At 65.8% G+C, this 16,696-nt stretch carries 19 protein-coding genes; 10 read left to right on the top strand and 9 right to left on the bottom strand.

The genetic code is table 11. The features are described 5' to 3' along the window. Positions 1-366: 366 nt before the first annotated feature. A complete protein-coding gene (locus tag L3V85_RS14590) occupies positions 367-681 on the top strand; it encodes a DUF736 domain-containing protein (RefSeq protein WP_003056203.1) in 315 nt (104 codons plus the stop codon). Positions 682-1,046: 365 nt separating this feature from the next. Here L3V85_RS14590 and L3V85_RS14585 read toward each other — a convergent pair whose 3' ends face one another. Further along, positions 1,047-1,340, bottom strand: coding sequence for a helix-turn-helix domain-containing protein (locus L3V85_RS14585; protein ID WP_012436205.1), 294 nt, complete (start codon positions 1,338-1,340; stop codon positions 1,047-1,049). A gap of 223 nt (positions 1,341-1,563) precedes the next feature. Here L3V85_RS14585 and L3V85_RS14580 point away from each other — a divergent pair, with 223 nt between their 5' ends. From L3V85_RS14580 to L3V85_RS14540, 9 genes are all read left to right on the top strand, one after another. Next, a complete protein-coding gene (locus L3V85_RS14580) occupies positions 1,564-1,911 on the top strand; it encodes a DUF2958 domain-containing protein (protein WP_012436206.1) in 348 nt (115 codons plus the stop codon). Between the two features lie 341 nt (positions 1,912-2,252). Continuing rightward, the gene (locus tag L3V85_RS14575; RefSeq protein ID WP_012436207.1) at positions 2,253-3,002 is read left to right on the top strand and encodes a DUF2285 domain-containing protein; all 750 of its coding nucleotides are present in this window, start codon (positions 2,253-2,255) and stop codon (positions 3,000-3,002) included. Between the two features lie 83 nt (positions 3,003-3,085). Next, a complete protein-coding gene (locus L3V85_RS14570) occupies positions 3,086-3,367 on the top strand; it encodes a helix-turn-helix transcriptional regulator (RefSeq protein ID WP_012436208.1) in 282 nt (93 codons plus the stop codon). A 26-nt stretch (positions 3,368-3,393) separates the two neighbouring features. Further along, on the top strand, positions 3,394-4,242 hold the full coding sequence (locus L3V85_RS14565) for a replication initiator protein A (protein WP_012436209.1): 849 nt from the start codon (positions 3,394-3,396) through the stop codon (positions 4,240-4,242). Between the two features lie 253 nt (positions 4,243-4,495). Next, the gene (gene parA / locus L3V85_RS14560) at positions 4,496-5,134 is read left to right on the top strand and encodes a ParA family partition ATPase (RefSeq protein WP_012436210.1); all 639 of its coding nucleotides are present in this window, start codon (positions 4,496-4,498) and stop codon (positions 5,132-5,134) included. After that, positions 5,131-5,394 (top strand): hypothetical protein, encoded by a 264-nt coding sequence (locus L3V85_RS14555; RefSeq protein WP_012436211.1) that lies wholly within the window; start codon positions 5,131-5,133, stop codon positions 5,392-5,394. Before parA ends, L3V85_RS14555 begins: the two co-directional genes overlap by 4 nt. Beyond that, positions 5,391-5,924 (top strand): DUF2840 domain-containing protein, encoded by a 534-nt coding sequence (locus L3V85_RS14550; RefSeq protein ID WP_012436212.1) that lies wholly within the window; start codon positions 5,391-5,393, stop codon positions 5,922-5,924. The genes L3V85_RS14555 and L3V85_RS14550 overlap by 4 nt, the downstream gene beginning before the upstream one ends. Next, complete coding sequence (locus L3V85_RS14545) at positions 5,921-6,508, top strand: S26 family signal peptidase (RefSeq protein WP_012436213.1); 588 nt, start codon at positions 5,921-5,923, stop codon at positions 6,506-6,508. Before L3V85_RS14550 ends, L3V85_RS14545 begins: the two co-directional genes overlap by 4 nt. Before the next feature lie 436 nt (positions 6,509-6,944). Continuing rightward, positions 6,945-8,927, top strand: coding sequence for a relaxase/mobilization nuclease domain-containing protein (locus L3V85_RS14540; protein WP_012436214.1), 1,983 nt, complete (start codon positions 6,945-6,947; stop codon positions 8,925-8,927). 47 nt (positions 8,928-8,974) lie between these two features. On the opposite strand, the gene L3V85_RS37325 is transcribed toward L3V85_RS14540, so the two are convergent. Genes L3V85_RS37325 through L3V85_RS14505 form a run of 8 tightly spaced genes read right to left on the bottom strand, consistent with a single transcriptional unit; the run spans position 8,975 to position 16,513 of the window. After that, positions 8,975-9,409: an enoyl-CoA hydratase/isomerase family protein gene (locus tag L3V85_RS37325; RefSeq protein ID WP_230965135.1), complete on the bottom strand. Its 435-nt coding sequence runs from the start codon at positions 9,407-9,409 to the stop codon at positions 8,975-8,977. Further along, positions 9,399-9,770, bottom strand: a complete 372-nt coding sequence (locus tag L3V85_RS37320) for an enoyl-CoA hydratase/isomerase family protein (RefSeq protein ID WP_230965136.1) — start codon at positions 9,768-9,770, stop codon at positions 9,399-9,401. The genes L3V85_RS37325 and L3V85_RS37320 overlap by 11 nt, the downstream gene beginning before the upstream one ends. Positions 9,771-9,803: 33 nt before the next feature. After that, positions 9,804-10,586, bottom strand: a complete 783-nt coding sequence (locus L3V85_RS14530) for an SDR family NAD(P)-dependent oxidoreductase (RefSeq protein WP_012436215.1) — start codon at positions 10,584-10,586, stop codon at positions 9,804-9,806. Positions 10,587-10,620: 34 nt separating this feature from the next. Continuing rightward, a complete protein-coding gene (locus L3V85_RS14525; RefSeq protein ID WP_041672598.1) occupies positions 10,621-11,421 on the bottom strand; it encodes an enoyl-CoA hydratase/isomerase family protein in 801 nt (266 codons plus the stop codon). After that, complete coding sequence (locus L3V85_RS14520) at positions 11,418-12,599, bottom strand: thiolase family protein (RefSeq protein ID WP_012436217.1); 1,182 nt, start codon at positions 12,597-12,599, stop codon at positions 11,418-11,420. Before L3V85_RS14520 ends, L3V85_RS14525 begins: the two co-directional genes overlap by 4 nt. Before the next feature lie 28 nt (positions 12,600-12,627). Then, positions 12,628-14,304: a long-chain fatty acid--CoA ligase gene (locus tag L3V85_RS14515; RefSeq protein ID WP_012436218.1), complete on the bottom strand. Its 1,677-nt coding sequence runs from the start codon at positions 14,302-14,304 to the stop codon at positions 12,628-12,630. An 11-nt stretch (positions 14,305-14,315) separates the two neighbouring features. Next, positions 14,316-15,365 carry a CaiB/BaiF CoA transferase family protein gene (locus tag L3V85_RS14510; RefSeq protein ID WP_012436219.1) on the bottom strand — a complete coding sequence of 350 codons (1,050 nt, stop codon included), beginning with the start codon at positions 15,363-15,365 and terminating at the stop codon, positions 14,316-14,318. A gap of 2 nt (positions 15,366-15,367) precedes the next feature. Further along, on the bottom strand, positions 15,368-16,513 hold the full coding sequence (locus L3V85_RS14505) for an acyl-CoA dehydrogenase family protein (protein WP_012436220.1): 1,146 nt from the start codon (positions 16,511-16,513) through the stop codon (positions 15,368-15,370). Between the last annotated feature and the right edge of the window lie 183 nt (positions 16,514-16,696).

The following is a 16,696-nucleotide window of genomic DNA, read 5'->3' as shown; positions in this document are numbered from 1 at the left end:
CGGGGCGTTTTCGCTTGTCGTCGGGTGGTTGACCTGGCCCGCGTCAGTGGGCGAGCCGGTGCAGCCTTTGTGCGGGGATGCCGAGCCGGCCCTGCCTCCGTTCGGTGCGGTTCGGCCCAAGGCGTCCTTGTGTTGTTGTGAATCCTGGCGGTGGCGCGGCTGCGCCTCGGGCTTCATGGCTGCAACCGTCCAGCGAAAACAATTTCCCCTCTGCTGCGCAGATTCCTCGCGGGCCAAATTGTTTTCTCCTCCCGGTGCTCCACTGCGTTGCGCCCGCAAGCGGTGCAGCCCGCCCGTCCCCCGCCGGCCGGATCACAACAAGGACGCGATGGGCGCGAACCTTGTTCCACCAAAAGGAGATCCATCATGGCCAACATCGGCACCTTCACCGCAGACAAAGACGGCTTCACCGGCACGCTTCGCACCCTGACGCTCAACGTCAAGGTCAAGCTGGTGCCCAACGACAAGGGCGACAACGAGAAGGCCCCGGACTTCCGCCTGCAGGCGGCCAGTCACGACATCGGCGCGGCGTGGAAGAAGACCAGCGAAGCTGGGCGGGAGTACATCTCTGTGACCCTGGATGATCCTTCGTTTCCGGCAACGGTCTATGCCCGGCTAATCGAAGGCGAGAACGGCACGCACGACTTGATCTGGTCGCGCAGCAAGCCCCAGGCGGCCTGACGGCCGCCAGCGCCCCGTCCACCGCGGCGGGGCGCAGTGCTGCCTTCGCGGCACTTCAAGGAGGCGACACCATCGCCTGGGTTGCGCCGTGTCGAGTTGCTTCCTGGGCGTTGCAGCCTTCGGTTGCAAGAATGGCCGGGCGTGTCGGTGCCTTGCACCGCCGGGCTTTGCGGGCTGCGCCCCGTGCCGACTTCGCCGTCACGGCCATCCGGCTTCAATCCCTCACGCCTTCGCGCCTACGGCGCTGCGCGCTTCGCTTGCTTCCCGGGGAAAGCCCTGCGGCCTATCCCCGCCGCGCGATGCTTGGCGCCCCTGCAGTCCCCGAACCGGCGGCGCCGGATCGGCCACGCCAGCGACGTCGCACGCTATGGCGTGTCACTCTTCTTCGTCACAGTCTCCAACTGCTGGCGCACCTGCGCCAGCAGTTGATCGACCTGCTGCAGGTCGTCGCCGGCATAGGCCAGCGTCAGCAGCGTGAGCGGGTGGATCTCCATGACCTCGCACAGCTCGGCGAGCTTGTTCAGGGTCGGACTTTTGAGGTCGCGCTCCAGCGTACTCATGTAGGTGCGGCTGGACACGTCGGAGAACGCCTCCTGGCTCAATCCACGCGCTTTCCTGATGGTCTTTAGTGCCTCCGACAATGTATGTTTCGCTGCCAACCTTGGATCTCCCCAAAATCCAAGATGACAGTCGATTGCGCCCTATAGGACTACAACCTATAGTGTTCATTCATGTAAACCTACCGCTTTTGTGCTTTTACGGAAATCCGTATCTGCGGTTTTGGACGGAAGCGCAAAGCCGCTTGCGTGCCTTTCCTCAAACCCGCCGATACGGTTCTGCGCTTTCACTCTTCGGCGGTTTTGTACGAATGAGGGGGTATCTATGAACCGGCTCATCACCGAGGACGAGCGCAAGCAACTGCTGGAACACGGCCGGGTCCGGGCCGCTGGCTTGGCCAATGACCCGTTGCCCGTGGTGCGGTTGTTCACGCCAGATGCGCACGCCACCTGGCTGCTGACTTCGCTCGATCCCGTCGATGGCGACACGGCCTACGGCCTGATCGACCTGGGAATCAGCATGCCCGAGTTGGGGACGGTGAAACTTTCCGACCTGGCTTCCATCGTCGGGCCACGCCAGCAACCCGTCATGCGGGATCGGTATTTCCGGGCGGTGCGCCCGTTGTCGGAGTACCTGCGGCTGGCTAAGGAGAACGGTTCCGTCCTCGATTGAGCCGTTCGCGCCACGGTCTAGCCGGGCGCATTGAGACTATTTCGGTCTTGCTTCAGACCTGTCAGGTCTTAGTTCGCACTGTTGCACCAAACCGGTGCCATCCTGACGCAAACAGTCATGATGCCGGCCGTGCCATCGGGCACGGTGGGTATCGCAGGAGGCCGCATTTCCTCGCGCGCCACCGTCGCATTCAGACGATCCACGCAATCCATCGGATGCTTTTCGTCTTGACACGCAAGTTACTAATCTACCAGCTTATTCACGATTGGATGCTAGTTCGATGCGGTGACGTTTGCGTGTGAAACCGGTGACGGCCGTCCTGCTCTACGGGAGTTTGCGTCATGGCCGAACCGCACCACCTCGCGCACTGGTATCCGACTGCCGCCTACCTCTACGTGCTGTGCCTGGATACGCTGGCACTGGCCTGGGAGTATCTGCGCCGCCATCCCGATTACCGGCTTGACTGGCTCCACCGTGCGCGCCGCCTCGATGCTGCGCATCGCTGGGGCTTGCGTCTGCTGGAAGACCCGGCCCTGGATGCGCGTGACGCGCATCCGGCCTGGCTGCCTGGCCATGAAGCCGTGGTGCAGCTCCACCCGGATGCCGATCCGCCGCCTGACGCTGCGGCCTTCGCCTTCTGGTGCATCCCCGGTCACAAGCAGCTGCTGCATGACGGCAAGGGCCTGGCGCTGATCGCGCGCAGTTCAGGCCATTGCCTGCGCTATGCGCTGGCGCCTGGCCTGGAGGACGGCATGGCCGTGGCTTACGCCCACCGCGGTCACGGCACCACGCATGTGCCCGACACGCCTGCGCCAATGGCGCGGCCCAGGCCACCGCCTGCGGCGCTGCTGGAGCTGCACACCCTGCAGGCGCTCGATGCGACCCTGGCGGGTGCGTCCTTACGCGACGTAGCTGAAGGCTTGTTCGGCGCGGATGCCGCAGCTGGTTGGTACAGCGACGGCGGCCTGCGCTCCAAGGTGCGCCGCCTGGTGCGGCGCGGCGATGCGCTGATGCGCGGCGGCTATCGCCGCCTAGCACAACTGCCGCCGCTTGAGAAGGGTCGTTTTGAAGAGAGCGCAAAACGACCCTGAGCACGAGGGCTTCGTTTTCTGAGACTGCCTCCATCCGGTTGCGCTGTGTGGCCGGAGCCCTGCAACCGATGGAGGTTCTCACCATGCGTCCTGCTCCCTTGCGGCCTGCCGCTACTGTCTCGACCGCTGCCGCGCAACCGCAGCGTTATCTCACCAACGACGAGGCTGCCGATTACCTGCGGCTGTCGCCGCGCACGCTGGAAAAGCAGCGCGTGCTGGGTGGCGGCCCCAAGTTTCGCAAGTTCGGCCGCCGCGTCATGTACGCCGTGGCCGACCTCGATGCCTGGGCTGCGGATCGCAGCTTCGAGAGCACGTCCGATCCCGAATACGCCGAGCAGCACTCGGCGGACAGCCGTGCGCGCTGATCGCTGGAGTGCGGGTGGCCTTCGCCATGTCCAGCCCATCCGGGGCAGTCAGGCAGGAGCGCGAACAGCTCGATCTGTTCCGCGCCTTGCCGGGCAACATGGCGCCGCGCGACAGCCAGGACCTGATGGCCTTTCCGTTCTTCTCGCTGGCAAAGTCGCGGCGCACGGCGCCCATCGACTTCCAGGCCAGCGGCGTGACGATCCGCGTGGAGGGCACGCAGGAGCACGGCATCGCCACGATTTGGGACGCGGACGTGCTGATCTGGGCGGCTTCGCAGATCGTGGAAGCCCGCGACGCGGGCTTGCGCCCGTCGCGGCTGATGCAGGCCACGCCCTACGAGATCCTGCGCTTCATCGGGCGCGGTACGTCGCTGCGAGACTACCAGCGCCTCAAGGCGGCGCTGGATCGCCTGCAATCCACGACGGTGGCCACGTCGATCCGCGAGACGACTGGGCGGCGCCTGCATCGCTTCTCGTGGATCAACGAGTGGAAGGAGCTGGCCGATGCCAAGGGCACGCCCTTGGGGCTGGAGCTGATCCTGCCGGACTGGTTCTATGCGGGCGTGCTCGATGCCGCGCTGGTGCTGACCATCGATCCGGCGTATTTCCAGCTGACGGGCGGGATCGAGCGGTGGCTGTACCGTCTGGTGCGCAAGCACGGCGGGCGACAGCCGGGCGGCTGGCAATTCGACTTCCGGCACCTGCACCGCAAGTCGGGCAGCACGGCCAAGCCCTACGACTTCGCCTGCGACCTGCGCGCCCTGGTGGCGCGGCAGTCGCTACCGGGCTACGTCCTGGGCATCGAGCGGCTGGATGGCGCCGAGCTGCTGACGTTCCGGCCAGGGCGTCCCGTGCCGTCCGCGGCACGGGGATAAACGGTGCGCGCCCTGTGGACGGACTCGTGCTATCAGGCGTGCCCGGTGTCGTGCTATCAGGCGTGGGACTATCGTGCTATCAGGCGTGTCCATCGGCCGCAAAGCCAATGCTGGCGCGGGTTTCGGCCTCCCTTAACTTCCCTAACTTAAAACATCTAACTGATAGTAGAAGCGCCGCGCCACGGTGGACAACCACCACGCTGCCCGAAATCCAGCTGCAACAGCCAGGCTTTCCAACGCGGAGGGCCAGGCCATGATCGTCGCGCTGCTGAACCAAAAAGGCGGCGTGGGCAAGACCACGCTCGCCACCCACATCGCCGGCGAGCTGGCGATGCGCGGGCAGTCGGTCATCCTGCTGGATGCCGATCCACAGGGCTCCGCGCTGGACTGGACACAGCGCCGCAGCCAGCAAGGTTTGCCAAGGCTGTTCAGCGCCGTGGGCCTCGCACGCGAAACGCTGCATCAGGAAGCACCAGAACTCGCCAGGCGGGCCGATCATGTCGTCATCGACGGCCCGCCGCGCATCGCCGCCTTGGCGCGCTCCGCGCTGCTGGCGGCCGAGCGCGTGCTGATCCCGGTTCAGCCCAGCCCCTACGACCTGTGGGCTTCTGCCGAGATGGTGGCGCTGATCCGCGAGGCGCAGGTGTTCCGGCCAGCGCTGCGCGCGGCCTTCGTCATCAATCGGCGCGTCAGCACCACCGTAATCGGACGCGAGGCACGTGGCGCGCTGGCCGAGCAGCCGCTGCCTGCGCTGCGCGCGGAAATGCATCAGCGCATCGTGTTCGCCGACAGCGTGGCCGCTGGCCGGCTTGCACGCGAGACGGCGCCGGACAGCGCCGCCGCGCGCGAAATCGCTGCGCTGGTCGATGAACTGCTGCGGTGGCCGTCATGAGCAGTCCCGCCAGCAAGCGCACGGCAAAGCGCGTCGGTATCGGCGCGCGTCCGCCCGCGAATCCGCACGCTGAGGCGTGGATTCGCCAGGGCAGCGCCGATGACCTCCAGAAAGGCGACCTCTACACAGCTCGCCTGACCCTCGACATCACGCCCGCCATGCGGGCGCGCATCAAGGTATCGGCCTTCACGCTAGGCGTGACGGTGGCCGATCTGCTGCGCGCGCTGCTGGAGCGCGAATTCCCGGAGAAGTCCTCATGAACACGTCCGCCTCAACGACTTCGACTGCATCGGCACCGCCGTCCATCCCGCCTGTCGGCGTGGCCGACGGCGTGCCGCTGACGCGCGTTGCGCTCGCATACATCGACCAACGCTTCGACCTCTACCTGCGCTTCGGTGATCCTGCTCACATCATCCGGTTGGATCGCTGGCGCCGCTGCGCGGTGTTCACTCCGAATGCGGTTCTCTGCCGCATCCGTTGGCAGGCCAACGACTACGGCACGATCCGCTGGCAGCTCATGGTGATGCAGGCGTGCATGTCGATGGATGGCGCGCAGCGCATCCCCGGCGTGCAGCCAGGCGCGCGCCTGTTGCTGCACGCCGAGGGTGAGCAGTCGGTGCGTGCGGTGCTGGCACGCATCGACGCCATCGAGGCGCTGGGCATCGTGCCTGCTGGCGCTTCGCCCGCGTACTGGCGCACGCTGGGCAACCGGCTCGCGGCGCGCCTGCAGTTGCCCGAATACAGCGCCGAGCGGCACGCCGCCTGGCTGGCCGGGAGAGCGCTGTCATGACCACGATTTCTGTTTCCACTGCTGTCACGCATCCTCGCTCGCGCCTGCGCGCTCGCATCGTGCTGGCGGGCCTGTCCGTCTGCGGCCTCGCTGCGCTGGCCTGGGCGTCCTTCGTGCATCCACTGCCGCGCCTGACCTACAACCCGTCCGACAGCGTGGCGGTCGGTTGGTATCGCGTCGATCCGCTCGACCATCGCACCAGCTCGCCGCCACATCCTTTGTCCGTGGGCAGCATCGTGCTGGTGCCGCTGCCTGCCGAGGCTGCCGCGCTCGCTGCGCAGCGCGGCTACCTGCCGACGCGCATCCCGTTGCTCAAGCGCGTGGGCGCGGTGGCGCCGCAGGAGGTGTGTATCGCCGACGGCAGAGTCCTTATCGACGGCGTGCCTTCGGCCGCCGTGCTGTCTGCCGATCGCTGGGGCCGGCCGCTGCCATCCTGGCAGCAGTGCCACCGCCTTCGGCCTGGCGAGCTGTTCCTGCTCAGTGTCACCAATCCGGCGTCGTTCGACAGCCGGTATTTCGGGCCGGTCAGCGCAGCCGCCGTGATCGGCGTTGCGCGTCCGGTCTGGTTGGAGTCGCGCCCATGACGGCCGCCGATTCGCTGCGCATCGTCGTGCTATTGGGCGTGTCGTTCGGGCTGCTGTCGCGGTGTCGTCGTGCGTGCAGTGCGAGCGCATCCGCGCGGCACTTCGCGCTGCCTCCGGCGCAGCCGTCCCACGTGCAGGCGTCTTGCCTCGAACACGGCTGGCCTGCGGCCATCGCCGTGTTCGCCGGTGCGCTGGCTGCTGGTGCAGCCTTGCCACCGGGCCGCAGTTGCCGGGAGCGGATGCGAGAGGCAAATGCGGAAGGCAAGACAAAAGGGTGCGGCACCTGTCGGCCCGCAAAGCCAGTCTGCACATGGGGGTGGCGCGACACGCAGCGGCTTCGCCACCGTGCCGCGTGGGGCGCGAAGCCCGCGCCGATGCGGGCATGTCCGCGTGCTTCGCACGCCCGGACACGCCAGAACTTGCAAGGAGCACAGCCATGACCGACCGCCGCGACGACGATTTCCGCATCCGTCCCAGCGCCCCGAAGAACCGGGGCCAGAGCTTCGTCTCCAAGGTACTCAAGCAGGCGGGCAAGGCCAGCGGCGGTAAGTCCTCGGTGCGCCGTCCTGGTGGCAGTAGCAAGAGTGCCGGCTCCGGCCAGCGGCCCGGCTCACGCTTGGGACGCGGCCACACGGCGGCGCGCTTCGCGGGGGCGAAGCTCACGTCCATGTCGCGGCGTGTGACCATCAAGACGCTGCTGCTCAATCAGCACCGAGCCAGCCCGCAGTCGCTTGCCAAGCACCTGCGCTATATCGAGCGCGATGGTGTGGGCCGCGATGGCGAGTCGGGCCAAGCCTACGGGCCGCAGACCGATGCCGCCGACCTCGATGCGTTCAAGGAACGCTGCGCCGACGACCGGCATCACTTCCGCTTTATCCTTTCGCCCGAAGATGGCGCGGAGCTGGAAGACCTGCGCACCTATACCCGGCACCTCATGGGTCGCATGGAGGCCGACCTTGGCACGGGCCTCGATTGGGTGGCCGTCAATCACTGGAACACCGACAACCCGCACACGCACATCGTCGTGCGCGGGCGCGACGACACCGGCAAAGACCTCATCATCGCGGGCGACTACATCGCCGATGGGTTCCGCCATCGCGCCGCCGAACTGGCGACCGAATGGCTGGGGCCGCGCACCGAGCTGGAGATCCAGCAGACCTTGCGGCGCGAGGTGGATCAGGAGCGGTGGACGAGCCTGGATCGCACCTTGAAGCGCGAGGCCGGCGACGATGGCATGGTGCATGTCGAACGGCTCAACGAACCCCGACTGCAACGCCAGCGTCTGCTGCTGATCGGCAGGTTGCAGCGTTTGCAGCGCCTGGGCCTGGCCGACGAGGCCCAGCCCGGCACGTGGACCGTCCACAACGATGCGGAAAAGACCCTGCGCGCCCTGGGCGAGCGCGGCGACATCATCCGCACCATGCAGCGGGCCATGCGCGGCGAGCCACGCGAACTGGCGGTGTTCGAGCCTGGGGACGATGGCCGAACCATCCTCGGCCGCGTGGCCGCGAAGGGGCTGGCCGACGAACTGCACGACCGGGGCTATCTGGTCATCGACGGCGTGGACGGCAAGGCCCACTACGTTGCGCTCAACGCCCGCGACGAGCTGGCGAACTATCCGACCGGCGCCGTGGTGGAGGCAAGGAGATCGGCTGACGTGCGCGCGGCCGACAAGAACATCGCCGCGTTGGCGAGCGATGGCCTGTACCGCACCGACCACCACCTTGCCATCGCGCAGGGTCAGGCCGTGCCCGGCCGCGATCCGCAGGAAGTGGTCGCGTCCCACGTCCGCCGGCTGGAAGCCTTGCGCCGTGCCGGTATCGTGGAACGGGTGGCCGAGGGGCTATGGAAGGTGCCGGACGACTTGCCCGAGCAGGGCCGTCGCTACGATGCGCAGCGCCTGGGCGGCGTGGCGGTGGAGCTGAAATCGCACCTGCCCATCGAGCGGCAGGCCCGCGTGATCGGAGCCACCTGGCTCGACCAGCAGTTGATCGGCGGCGGCTCGGGCCTGGGCAACCTGGGCTTTGGCAGCGAGGTCAACCAGGCGATGCAGCAGCGCGCCGAATTCCTGGCCGAACAGGGGCTGGCAGAGCGGCGCGGGCAGCGCGTAATCCTCGCGCGCAATCTATTGGCGACACTACGCGATCGGGATGTGATTCGGGCTGCCAAGGATATTGCCACCGAAACCGGGCTGGAACACCGTCTGGCGGCCGATGGCCAGCGCGTGACCGGCATCTACCGGCGCAGCCTCATGCTCGCCAGTGGCCGCTTTGCCATGCTCGATGATGGTATGGGGTTCAGCTTGGTGCCATGGACGCCGGTCATCGAACAACGACTCGGCATGCTGATTTCTGGGCAGGTACATGGTGGCACCCTATCCTGGCAAATCCGACGGCAGCAGGGTTTATCCGTTACCTGACGCCAGCAGCGATTGAGCACCTACCGACCGGATGCGTCTACAGCCGTTCAGCGTCCGGCAAACTGCGGGACTCGCTTTGCGACGAACGCGTGAACCGCTTCCAGCGAATCTGTGGTTTTCGAGGCTCGATTCATTTCGGCCGCCTCCAGCCTCAATGAGGTCGCCAGATCACTCTCGAAGGCAGCGAGTTGCAGGCGCTTGGCGCCCGCATAACCTTGCGTTGGTCCGACCGAAAATTGCACCGCCATACGCCGCGCTTCGCCCAGCAGGCTCTCGCCAGGAACCACTTTCTCGACCAATCCCCAGGCCAAGGCCTCGTCCGAACTGACTACGCGATTGGTCAAGATCATGTCTCGTGCGCGTCGTCCACCCACTGCGCGTGGAAGTAGCCAGCTGATGCCGAAATCCCCCGCGTATCCGAGGCCGGTATGGGCCGCCACAAACTTCGTCCCACTTGCGGCAATCAGGTAGTCAGAGGCCAAGGCAAGCCCGAGACCGCCTCCGGCCTCCGGCTACCGCGCCTTGTACGGCGCAGACTACCGGGAACGGCAGGCTGGCGAATTGAGGAATCATGCTTTCGGCCACTCTCAGTTCGTCATCGACCAAGGTAGACAACGCATCGCCTGCGGCCACCATTTCTTCGATGTCGCCTCCGCAACTGAACATCCGGCCCTCGCCGCGCAGCAGCAAAGCTCGAATCGAGCCATCGCGTTCGACATCTGCAATGACACCAGCGAGCACGTTTACGACCGACGTGCTCAACGCATTCATTTTTTTTGGCGAGTTGAGTGTTATGGTCGCGACGGCACCATTCTTTTCGAGAATTACCGGATTTCCAGGCATGCTGACGTTCCCTGATTGATCAAAATTTCAGCGTCAGCGCGGCGCCATGCGAATGGCACCATCCACACGAATGGACTCGGCATTCATGTAGCCGCAAGTAACGAGAAACTCGACGGCCTGCGCGAATTCATCGGGGTCGCCTAAACGCTTGGGGAAGGGCACGCTGGCCGCCAGCGCCTGTTTGACGTTGTCCGGCAGACCCAGCAGCAACGGTGTACCGAAGATCCCCGGCATGATGGTGTTGATCCGGATCCCTTCGTCCATCATGTCGCGCGCGATTGGCAGGGTCATGCCCACGATGGCTGCCTTGCTGGCCGCATAGCTGGCCTGGCCGACCTGGCCGTCCTGCGCGGCGGCCGAAGCGGTGTTGACGATGACGCCGCGCTCGCCATCGGTCAGCGGCGCGAGCGTCAACATACCCGCGGCTGACTTGGCGATGCAACGGAAGGTGCCCACCAGGTTGATCTGAATGATGCGATTGAAGCGATCTGCCGCGCATGGGCGGATTTCGCCGGTTTTCTTGTCGCGGCTGACAGTCTTGACGGCATCGGCAGTACCGGCGCAGTTGACCAGAATGCGCTCCTGCCCGATGGCCGCACGGGCCTTGGCGAAGGCGGTGTCCACCTGCTCCTCAGATGTCACGTCCACATTGCAGTAAACGCCGCCGAGTTCGCTGGCCAACGCCTGGCCGACGGTTTCGTTCATGTCGAAGATGGCGACTTTGACGCCACGGCTGGCCAAACGCCGGGTCGTGGCGGCTCCCAGGCCGGAAGCGCCCCCGGTGATGATGGCCGAGATGTCGGAGTTCAGTTGCATGGTTTTTCCTCGATGGATGACAGATAGACAGGCGTTATTGGCCCGTGAAGTGGGGGGTGCGCTTGCCCAGGAATGCCGCTTGCCCTTCCAGGTTGTCGGCCGAACGCAAAGCGACGAGGAAATTACGCTTCTCATGCTCCAGGCCTTGCGCGAGCGGAGTCTCAAAGCTGGCCAGTGCCGCATCTTTCGCCAGCGCCACGGCCAGCGGCGAATTGGCTGCAATCCGGTTGGCCATCGCCAACGCCGTCGGCAGGGCCTGGCCATCAGCCGTCACTTCGGCGACCATGCCTGCATCGCAAGCCTTGCGGGCGTCGATGAAATCGCCGGTCAGCAACAGGGCCATGGCCTTGGACTTACCGATAGCGTGGATCAGGCGCTGCGTGCCCCCGGCACCCGGAATGGCGCCCAGCTTGACTTCCGGCACACCAAAATTGGCAGACTCGCCAGCGATCGCGATGTCGCAGGCCAGCGCTAATTCTGTGCCGCCGCCCAGCGCGAGCTTTTCCACCGCTGCGATGACGGGCTTGGGGAAGCGCTCCAGTTCCGACCAAAAGTGGCCGCCTGCTGCCGCACGATCGCCCAGCAGTGGCTCGGCGCGCAGCGCATCGAAGGCCGTGATGTCGGCCCCGGCGCAGAACACGCCCTCGGCGCCGGTGATGATGACCGCGCGCACGGTATCGTCGTCGCGCAGTTGCACAAGCTGCGCACGCAGGCCATCGAATACCGCGCGGTTCAAGCTGTTCTTCGCGCGCGGGCGGTTGATGGTCAAGGTGGCGATGGCGCCATCGCGGCTGACGAGCACTTCGCTGGCTTCGCTCATGGTGGCTCCGCTCATCCAAGCCGCTCGATGATGGTGGTATTGGCCGTGCCCGAAGCCTCGCAGATGGTCTGCAGGCCATAGCGGCCGCCCCGCCGCTCCAGCTCGCACAGCAGGTCGGTGAGCATGCGCGCGCCGGTGGAACCCAGCGGATGGCCGATGGCCACCGAGCCGCCGTTGACGTTGAGGCGATCGTCCGGAATGCCGAATTCCTGCTGGAACATCAGCGGCACGCCGCCAAAGGCCTCGTTGACTTCAAACAGGTCAATGTCGGCCGGGGTCAGACCCGATTCCGTCAGCGCCTTGCGGGTGGCATCGAGAACAGCGGTGAACTGGATCACCGGGTCGGCTGCCGCCACGGCGGTGCTGACGAAGCGCGCGCGCGGCTTCAGGCCATGCTGCTTGGCATAGGCGCGGCTGGCGATCAGCAGCGCGGCGGCGCCATCGCTGATCTGCGACGAGTTGGCGGCCGTGGTGGCACCGTCGGCGGCAAACACGGGCTTGAGCGTGGCCATCTTCTCGGGGTTCGGGTCGGCACGCACGCCTTCGTCGGCAGTGACGAGCGGGCTGTCTGGGTCGGCTGGGTCTTCGTTCAGTCGCACCAGTTGGTCTTGGACTCGGCCAGCCTGCAAAGCCTCGGTGGCGCGCCGATGGCTGCGCACGGCGAAAGCGTCCAGGGCCTCGCGCGTGAGGCCGAAGCGCTTGTTCATCAACTCCGACGAAGCGCCTTGCGCCAGCAGCGGGTTGTCCTGGTAGCGCGCCAGTTCGCGCGGGCTGTATTGCGAGCCCAGCGGCGCGCCGGGTTTGAATGACGGCGGCATGGGGGCCTGCGACATCGATTCCACCCCGGCGCCGATGACCAGTTGGTAAGCGCCCGCCTGGATGCCATGCACGGCAAAGCTCACCGCCTGCTGGCCGGAGCCGCATTGCCGGTCAACCGTCACCGCCGGGACGGATTCGGGCAGCCCCGCCGCCAATACGGCATGACGGCCCAGGTTGCCGTGCTGTTGGTCCCATTGCAGCACGCAGCCGACGATCACATCGTCCAGATCGGCGGGGTTGATGCCGGAGCGCTCGACCAGCTGGCGCAGCGTCTCGCCCAGCAGATCGACGGGGTGCCATTTCTGCAGGCGCCCGCCGCGCTTGCCCACGGGGGTGCGCAACGCACCGACGATGACGGGTTCATGGTCATTCATGTTCTTCTCCTGGTGCAAAAAGGTTGGCTCACTCGGCGTAGCGGCCCGCATGCTCGGCGCGGATGCGCTTCTTGTCGAGCTTGCCGACGCTGGTCTTGGGGATGGCTTCGACGAACAGGACCTGATCTGGCAACTGCCACTTGGCGAAGGCGCTGGTCAGGTGTTCCTGCAATTGCTCCTGAGTCGCCTGCTGGCCGGGCCTCAGCACCACCAGGGCCAGCGGCCGTTCCTGCCACTTCGCATGGGGAATGCCGACCACCGCGGCGTCGCGCACGGCCGGGTGGCCCATGAGCAGGTTTTCCATGTCGATGGAAGAAATCCATTCACCACCGCTCTTGATCACGTCCTTGATGCGGTCGGTGACTTTGAGGTAGCCGTTCTCGTCCACCGTGCCGACATCGCCCGAGCGCCACCATCCGCCTTCCAGGAAACGGTCTGCGGAATCAGGCATGTCGTGGTATCTGGCCGTTATCCAGGGGCCGCGCAGGCAAATCTCGCCCGCTGACTTTCCGTCGTGCGGCAAGTCCTTGTCGTCGGCATCGAGGATGCGAATATCCACCCCGGTCAGCACCAGACCCTGCTTGCGCTTGAGGTTCCACTTCTCTTCCTCGGTCAAGCGCTTCTTGAGCGTGGACTTGAGGCGGTTCATCGTCACCAGCGTCGTGGCTTCGGTGGCGCCGTAGGCGTGCACCACCTCAGCACCCGTGAGGTCGTAGAAACCGATCATCATCGACAGCGGCGGCTCCGTGGCGCCAGACAGCATGCGCATGCGGCTGAAGTCCGGCTTGACCGGCATCGTCTCGATGTACTGCAGCATGGGCTGGAAGATGGCCGGTGCGCCATTGGCGATGGTCACGCCCTCGGCGATCATGGCATCGACCAGCGGCTTGGTGTCTTCGGCAACGTAGCGGCCCGGCAGCACGATCTTGTCGGCGAGCAGCGTGGCGGCCTGCGGCAGGCCCCAGCATTGCCCGTGGAACATGGGCGTGATGAGCATGACGCAGTCGTCCAGCGTCATGCCCAGATTGGTGGCCATGGCCGTGGAGTGCAGGTAGATGCCGCGGTGCGAGTAGTACACGCCCTTGGGCTTGCCCGTGGTGCCGGTGGTGTAGCAGGCGCTGTAGGCCGAGGTTTCGTCGATCTCGGGCCAGTCGATCTTCGTGTCGGCGGCGGCCAGCAGGTCTTCGTAGTGCAGCAGCGGTTTCAGCGTGGTCTTGATCTGGTCCAGCGGCTTGTCGGTCATGACAATCCAGCCCTTGATCTGGGGCGAATTCGCTGCGACGGATTCGGCAAGGGGTAGCAATGACTCGTCTACGCAAACGTAGGACACCTTGCTGTGGTCGACCACGTAGCCCAGGTCCTCTGGGCCCAGGCGCAGATTCATCTGCAACATGACAGCACCCAGGCCGGGAATGGACCAGTACAGCTCGAAGTGGCGTCGGCTGTTCCAGTCCAGGATGCCGACCCGGTCGCCCGGCTCGACGCCGAGAGCGCGCAGTGCATTGGCGCTGCGGCAGACGCGCGCGTAGCAATCGGCATAGGTGTAGCGATCCCAGCCGCCATCGGGTGTGCGGTAGACGATCTCCTGGTCCCCGTGGGTGCGCGCAGCGTGCCGGATCAGCGTTGTGGTGTTCAGTTGGCGCTCGTTGCCCGTGGTGGACGGGCAGCCGCGGACAGGCTTGGTGGGCTGGATGGTGTCGGTCATGTGCTTGTCTCCTAGGTAGTTGTGTCGAGTGCCTGGAACCGTGGGGCCGGGGCCGCTTCGATGGCGCCGGATGGGGTGATCTGGTAAATGCCCCGTGCTGCGTTATGCGGATGCCGCACCGCCTCGGCGAGGCTGAGCACGGGCGCAAAGCAGGCGTCGCTGCCTTCGAGCAGCGCGCACCAGTGCGCCCTGGGTTGGCTGCGGATAAAGGCTGCGATCCGCTCTTTCAGCGCTGGCCACGTCGCCGCGTCGTACTGCTCGGCGGGGTTCACGTCAGCAAGGCCCAGCTTCGACAGCAGAAGCGCGTGGAACGCTGGCTCCACTGCTGCGAGGCTGATGAAGCCGCCGTCAGCGCAAGCGTATACGTCATAGAACGGCGAATCGTGAAACGGGCTCGGCTGCGCGCCGTCAATTTGCCCATTGGCGCGAATCCAATGCACCAGCGTGCCCAGCATGGCCACGATGTCAATGATCGCGGCGTCCACGACCCGGCCGTGGCCGGTGGCGCGCGCATCGACCAGCGCGCAGGCGACGCCGAAGGCCATGCCCAGCGCCCCGGCCCCATCCCCGAGTACCGAGGGCGGCACGATGGGCGCCTGCCCCCTGTGCGCCGACAGCGACAGCAGGCCTGTCAGCGCGACGTAGTTCAGGTCGTGGCCCGCGGCCTGGGCAAGTGGCCCGTCCTGGCCCCAGCCCGTCATCCGGCCATAGACCAGCCGGGGATTGAGCGCCGCGCAATCTGCGGGGCCGAAGCCCAGCCGCTCCATCACCCTTGGGCGAAAGCCTTCGATCAGAGCGTCGGCCTGGGCAATCAGTTCCAGTGCGCGCGCCTTGCCACCGGGCGACTTCAGGTCGATGACCTCGACCTTCTTGCCGCGGTGCAGCGGGTTCTCCACCGCCCCGCCCAGCCGCTGCGCCCCAGCAGCCTGCTCGGCCCGTGCCAGCGCGATCACCTCGGCGCCCATGTCGACCAGCATCCTGGCGGCCAGAGGGCCTGGACCGATGCCCTCAAACTCCACCACACGGACGCCGTGCAGAGGCAACTGCAGCGTGTGCGGCATGTTCACAGCTTCCTCGAAACCAGGTCTTTCAGGACCTCGTTGGCGCCGCCGTAGATCTTCTGCACTCGCGAAGCGGCATACATCCGCGCGATCGGATACTCGGCCATGTAGCCGTAGCCGCCGAACAATTGGAGACACTCGTCCACCACGCGGCACTGCTGTTCGGTGCACCACCACTTGGCCATGTAGGCGGCCTCGTTGTCGAGTGTGCCGTCCAGCAGTCTCTGTGTACAGTCGTTGACGAAGCTGCGCACCACATGCGCGATGGTCGCCATCTCGGCCAGCTTTTGGCGCGTTGTCTGCATGTCGAACAGAGGCGCACCGAATATCTTGCGCTGCTTCGTGTATTCGATGGTGAGCTCCAACGCCCGGTCGATGACGGCCGCCGCCGGCACTGCAATGACCATGCGCTCGTAGGGCAGCGCGCCCATCAGTTGCCCAAAGCCTTGGCCTTCAACGCTCCCCAGCAGTTGGTCGGCTGGAACGCGCACGCTGTCGAAGAAGAGCTCCGCCGTGTCCGAGGCCTGCATGCCGATCTTTTCAAGCAGGCGGCCCACACGAAAGCCTGGCAGGTTCTCGGTCTCCAGTACGAACAGCGACACCCCTTTGCTGCCCGCGCCACTGGTGCGCGCCGCGACGATCAGCAGGTTTCCGGTGAAGCCGTTGGTGATGAAGGTCTTGGCGCCGTCGATCACGTAGTAGTCGCCGTCGCGCCGGGCCCGGGTGGAGATGGCCTTCAGATCCGAGCCGCAGCCCGGCTCGGTCATCGCGATGGCGGCCAGCATCTCGCCGTTCGTCACCTTGGGCAGCCAGCGCTGCTTTTGCGCTTCGGTGCCAAAGTCCAGGATGTAATGCGAAGCGATGGTGTGCACCGCGATATTGACCGGCATCTCGGCCTTGGCCAGTTCGTCCTGCACCACCAGCTGGTAGGCGAGGCTGGCGCCGGCACCACCATAGGTCTCGGGCATCTCGGGCAGCAGAAAGCTCATCCCGCCGAACGGACGCCAGACCTCGCGCGGGATGTAGCCCTGGCGGCGCCATTCGTCGAGCCGGGGAGTGAATTCGGCGGCAACGTAGCGACGCACCTGCTCGCGAAAAGCGTCGATCTCGTGGTCCATCCAGGCGTGGCGATACAGCTGTGGCAGCATGGGCATGTCTCCTTGTATGTTGGCTTCTGACCCCGCACCGGGCGTTCCGCACAGCGCCACTGCCGAAGTGTTTTTGGGGATGCGACAATCGTAGTAATTGGCCCCTGCGAGGGCGATAGCGGATTGCCTCAATCAACTGACAAATAACTTCTTTTGGCCCGCGCGACCGGCGTTGGCTCCTTC

It is taken from the genome of Variovorax paradoxus (assembly GCF_022009635.1).
In the GTDB taxonomy this organism is placed as follows: Bacteria; Pseudomonadota; Gammaproteobacteria; order Burkholderiales; family Burkholderiaceae_C; genus Variovorax.
Note: the sequence above shows the minus strand (reverse complement) of the source record. Positions and strands in the feature narration are given on the sequence as shown.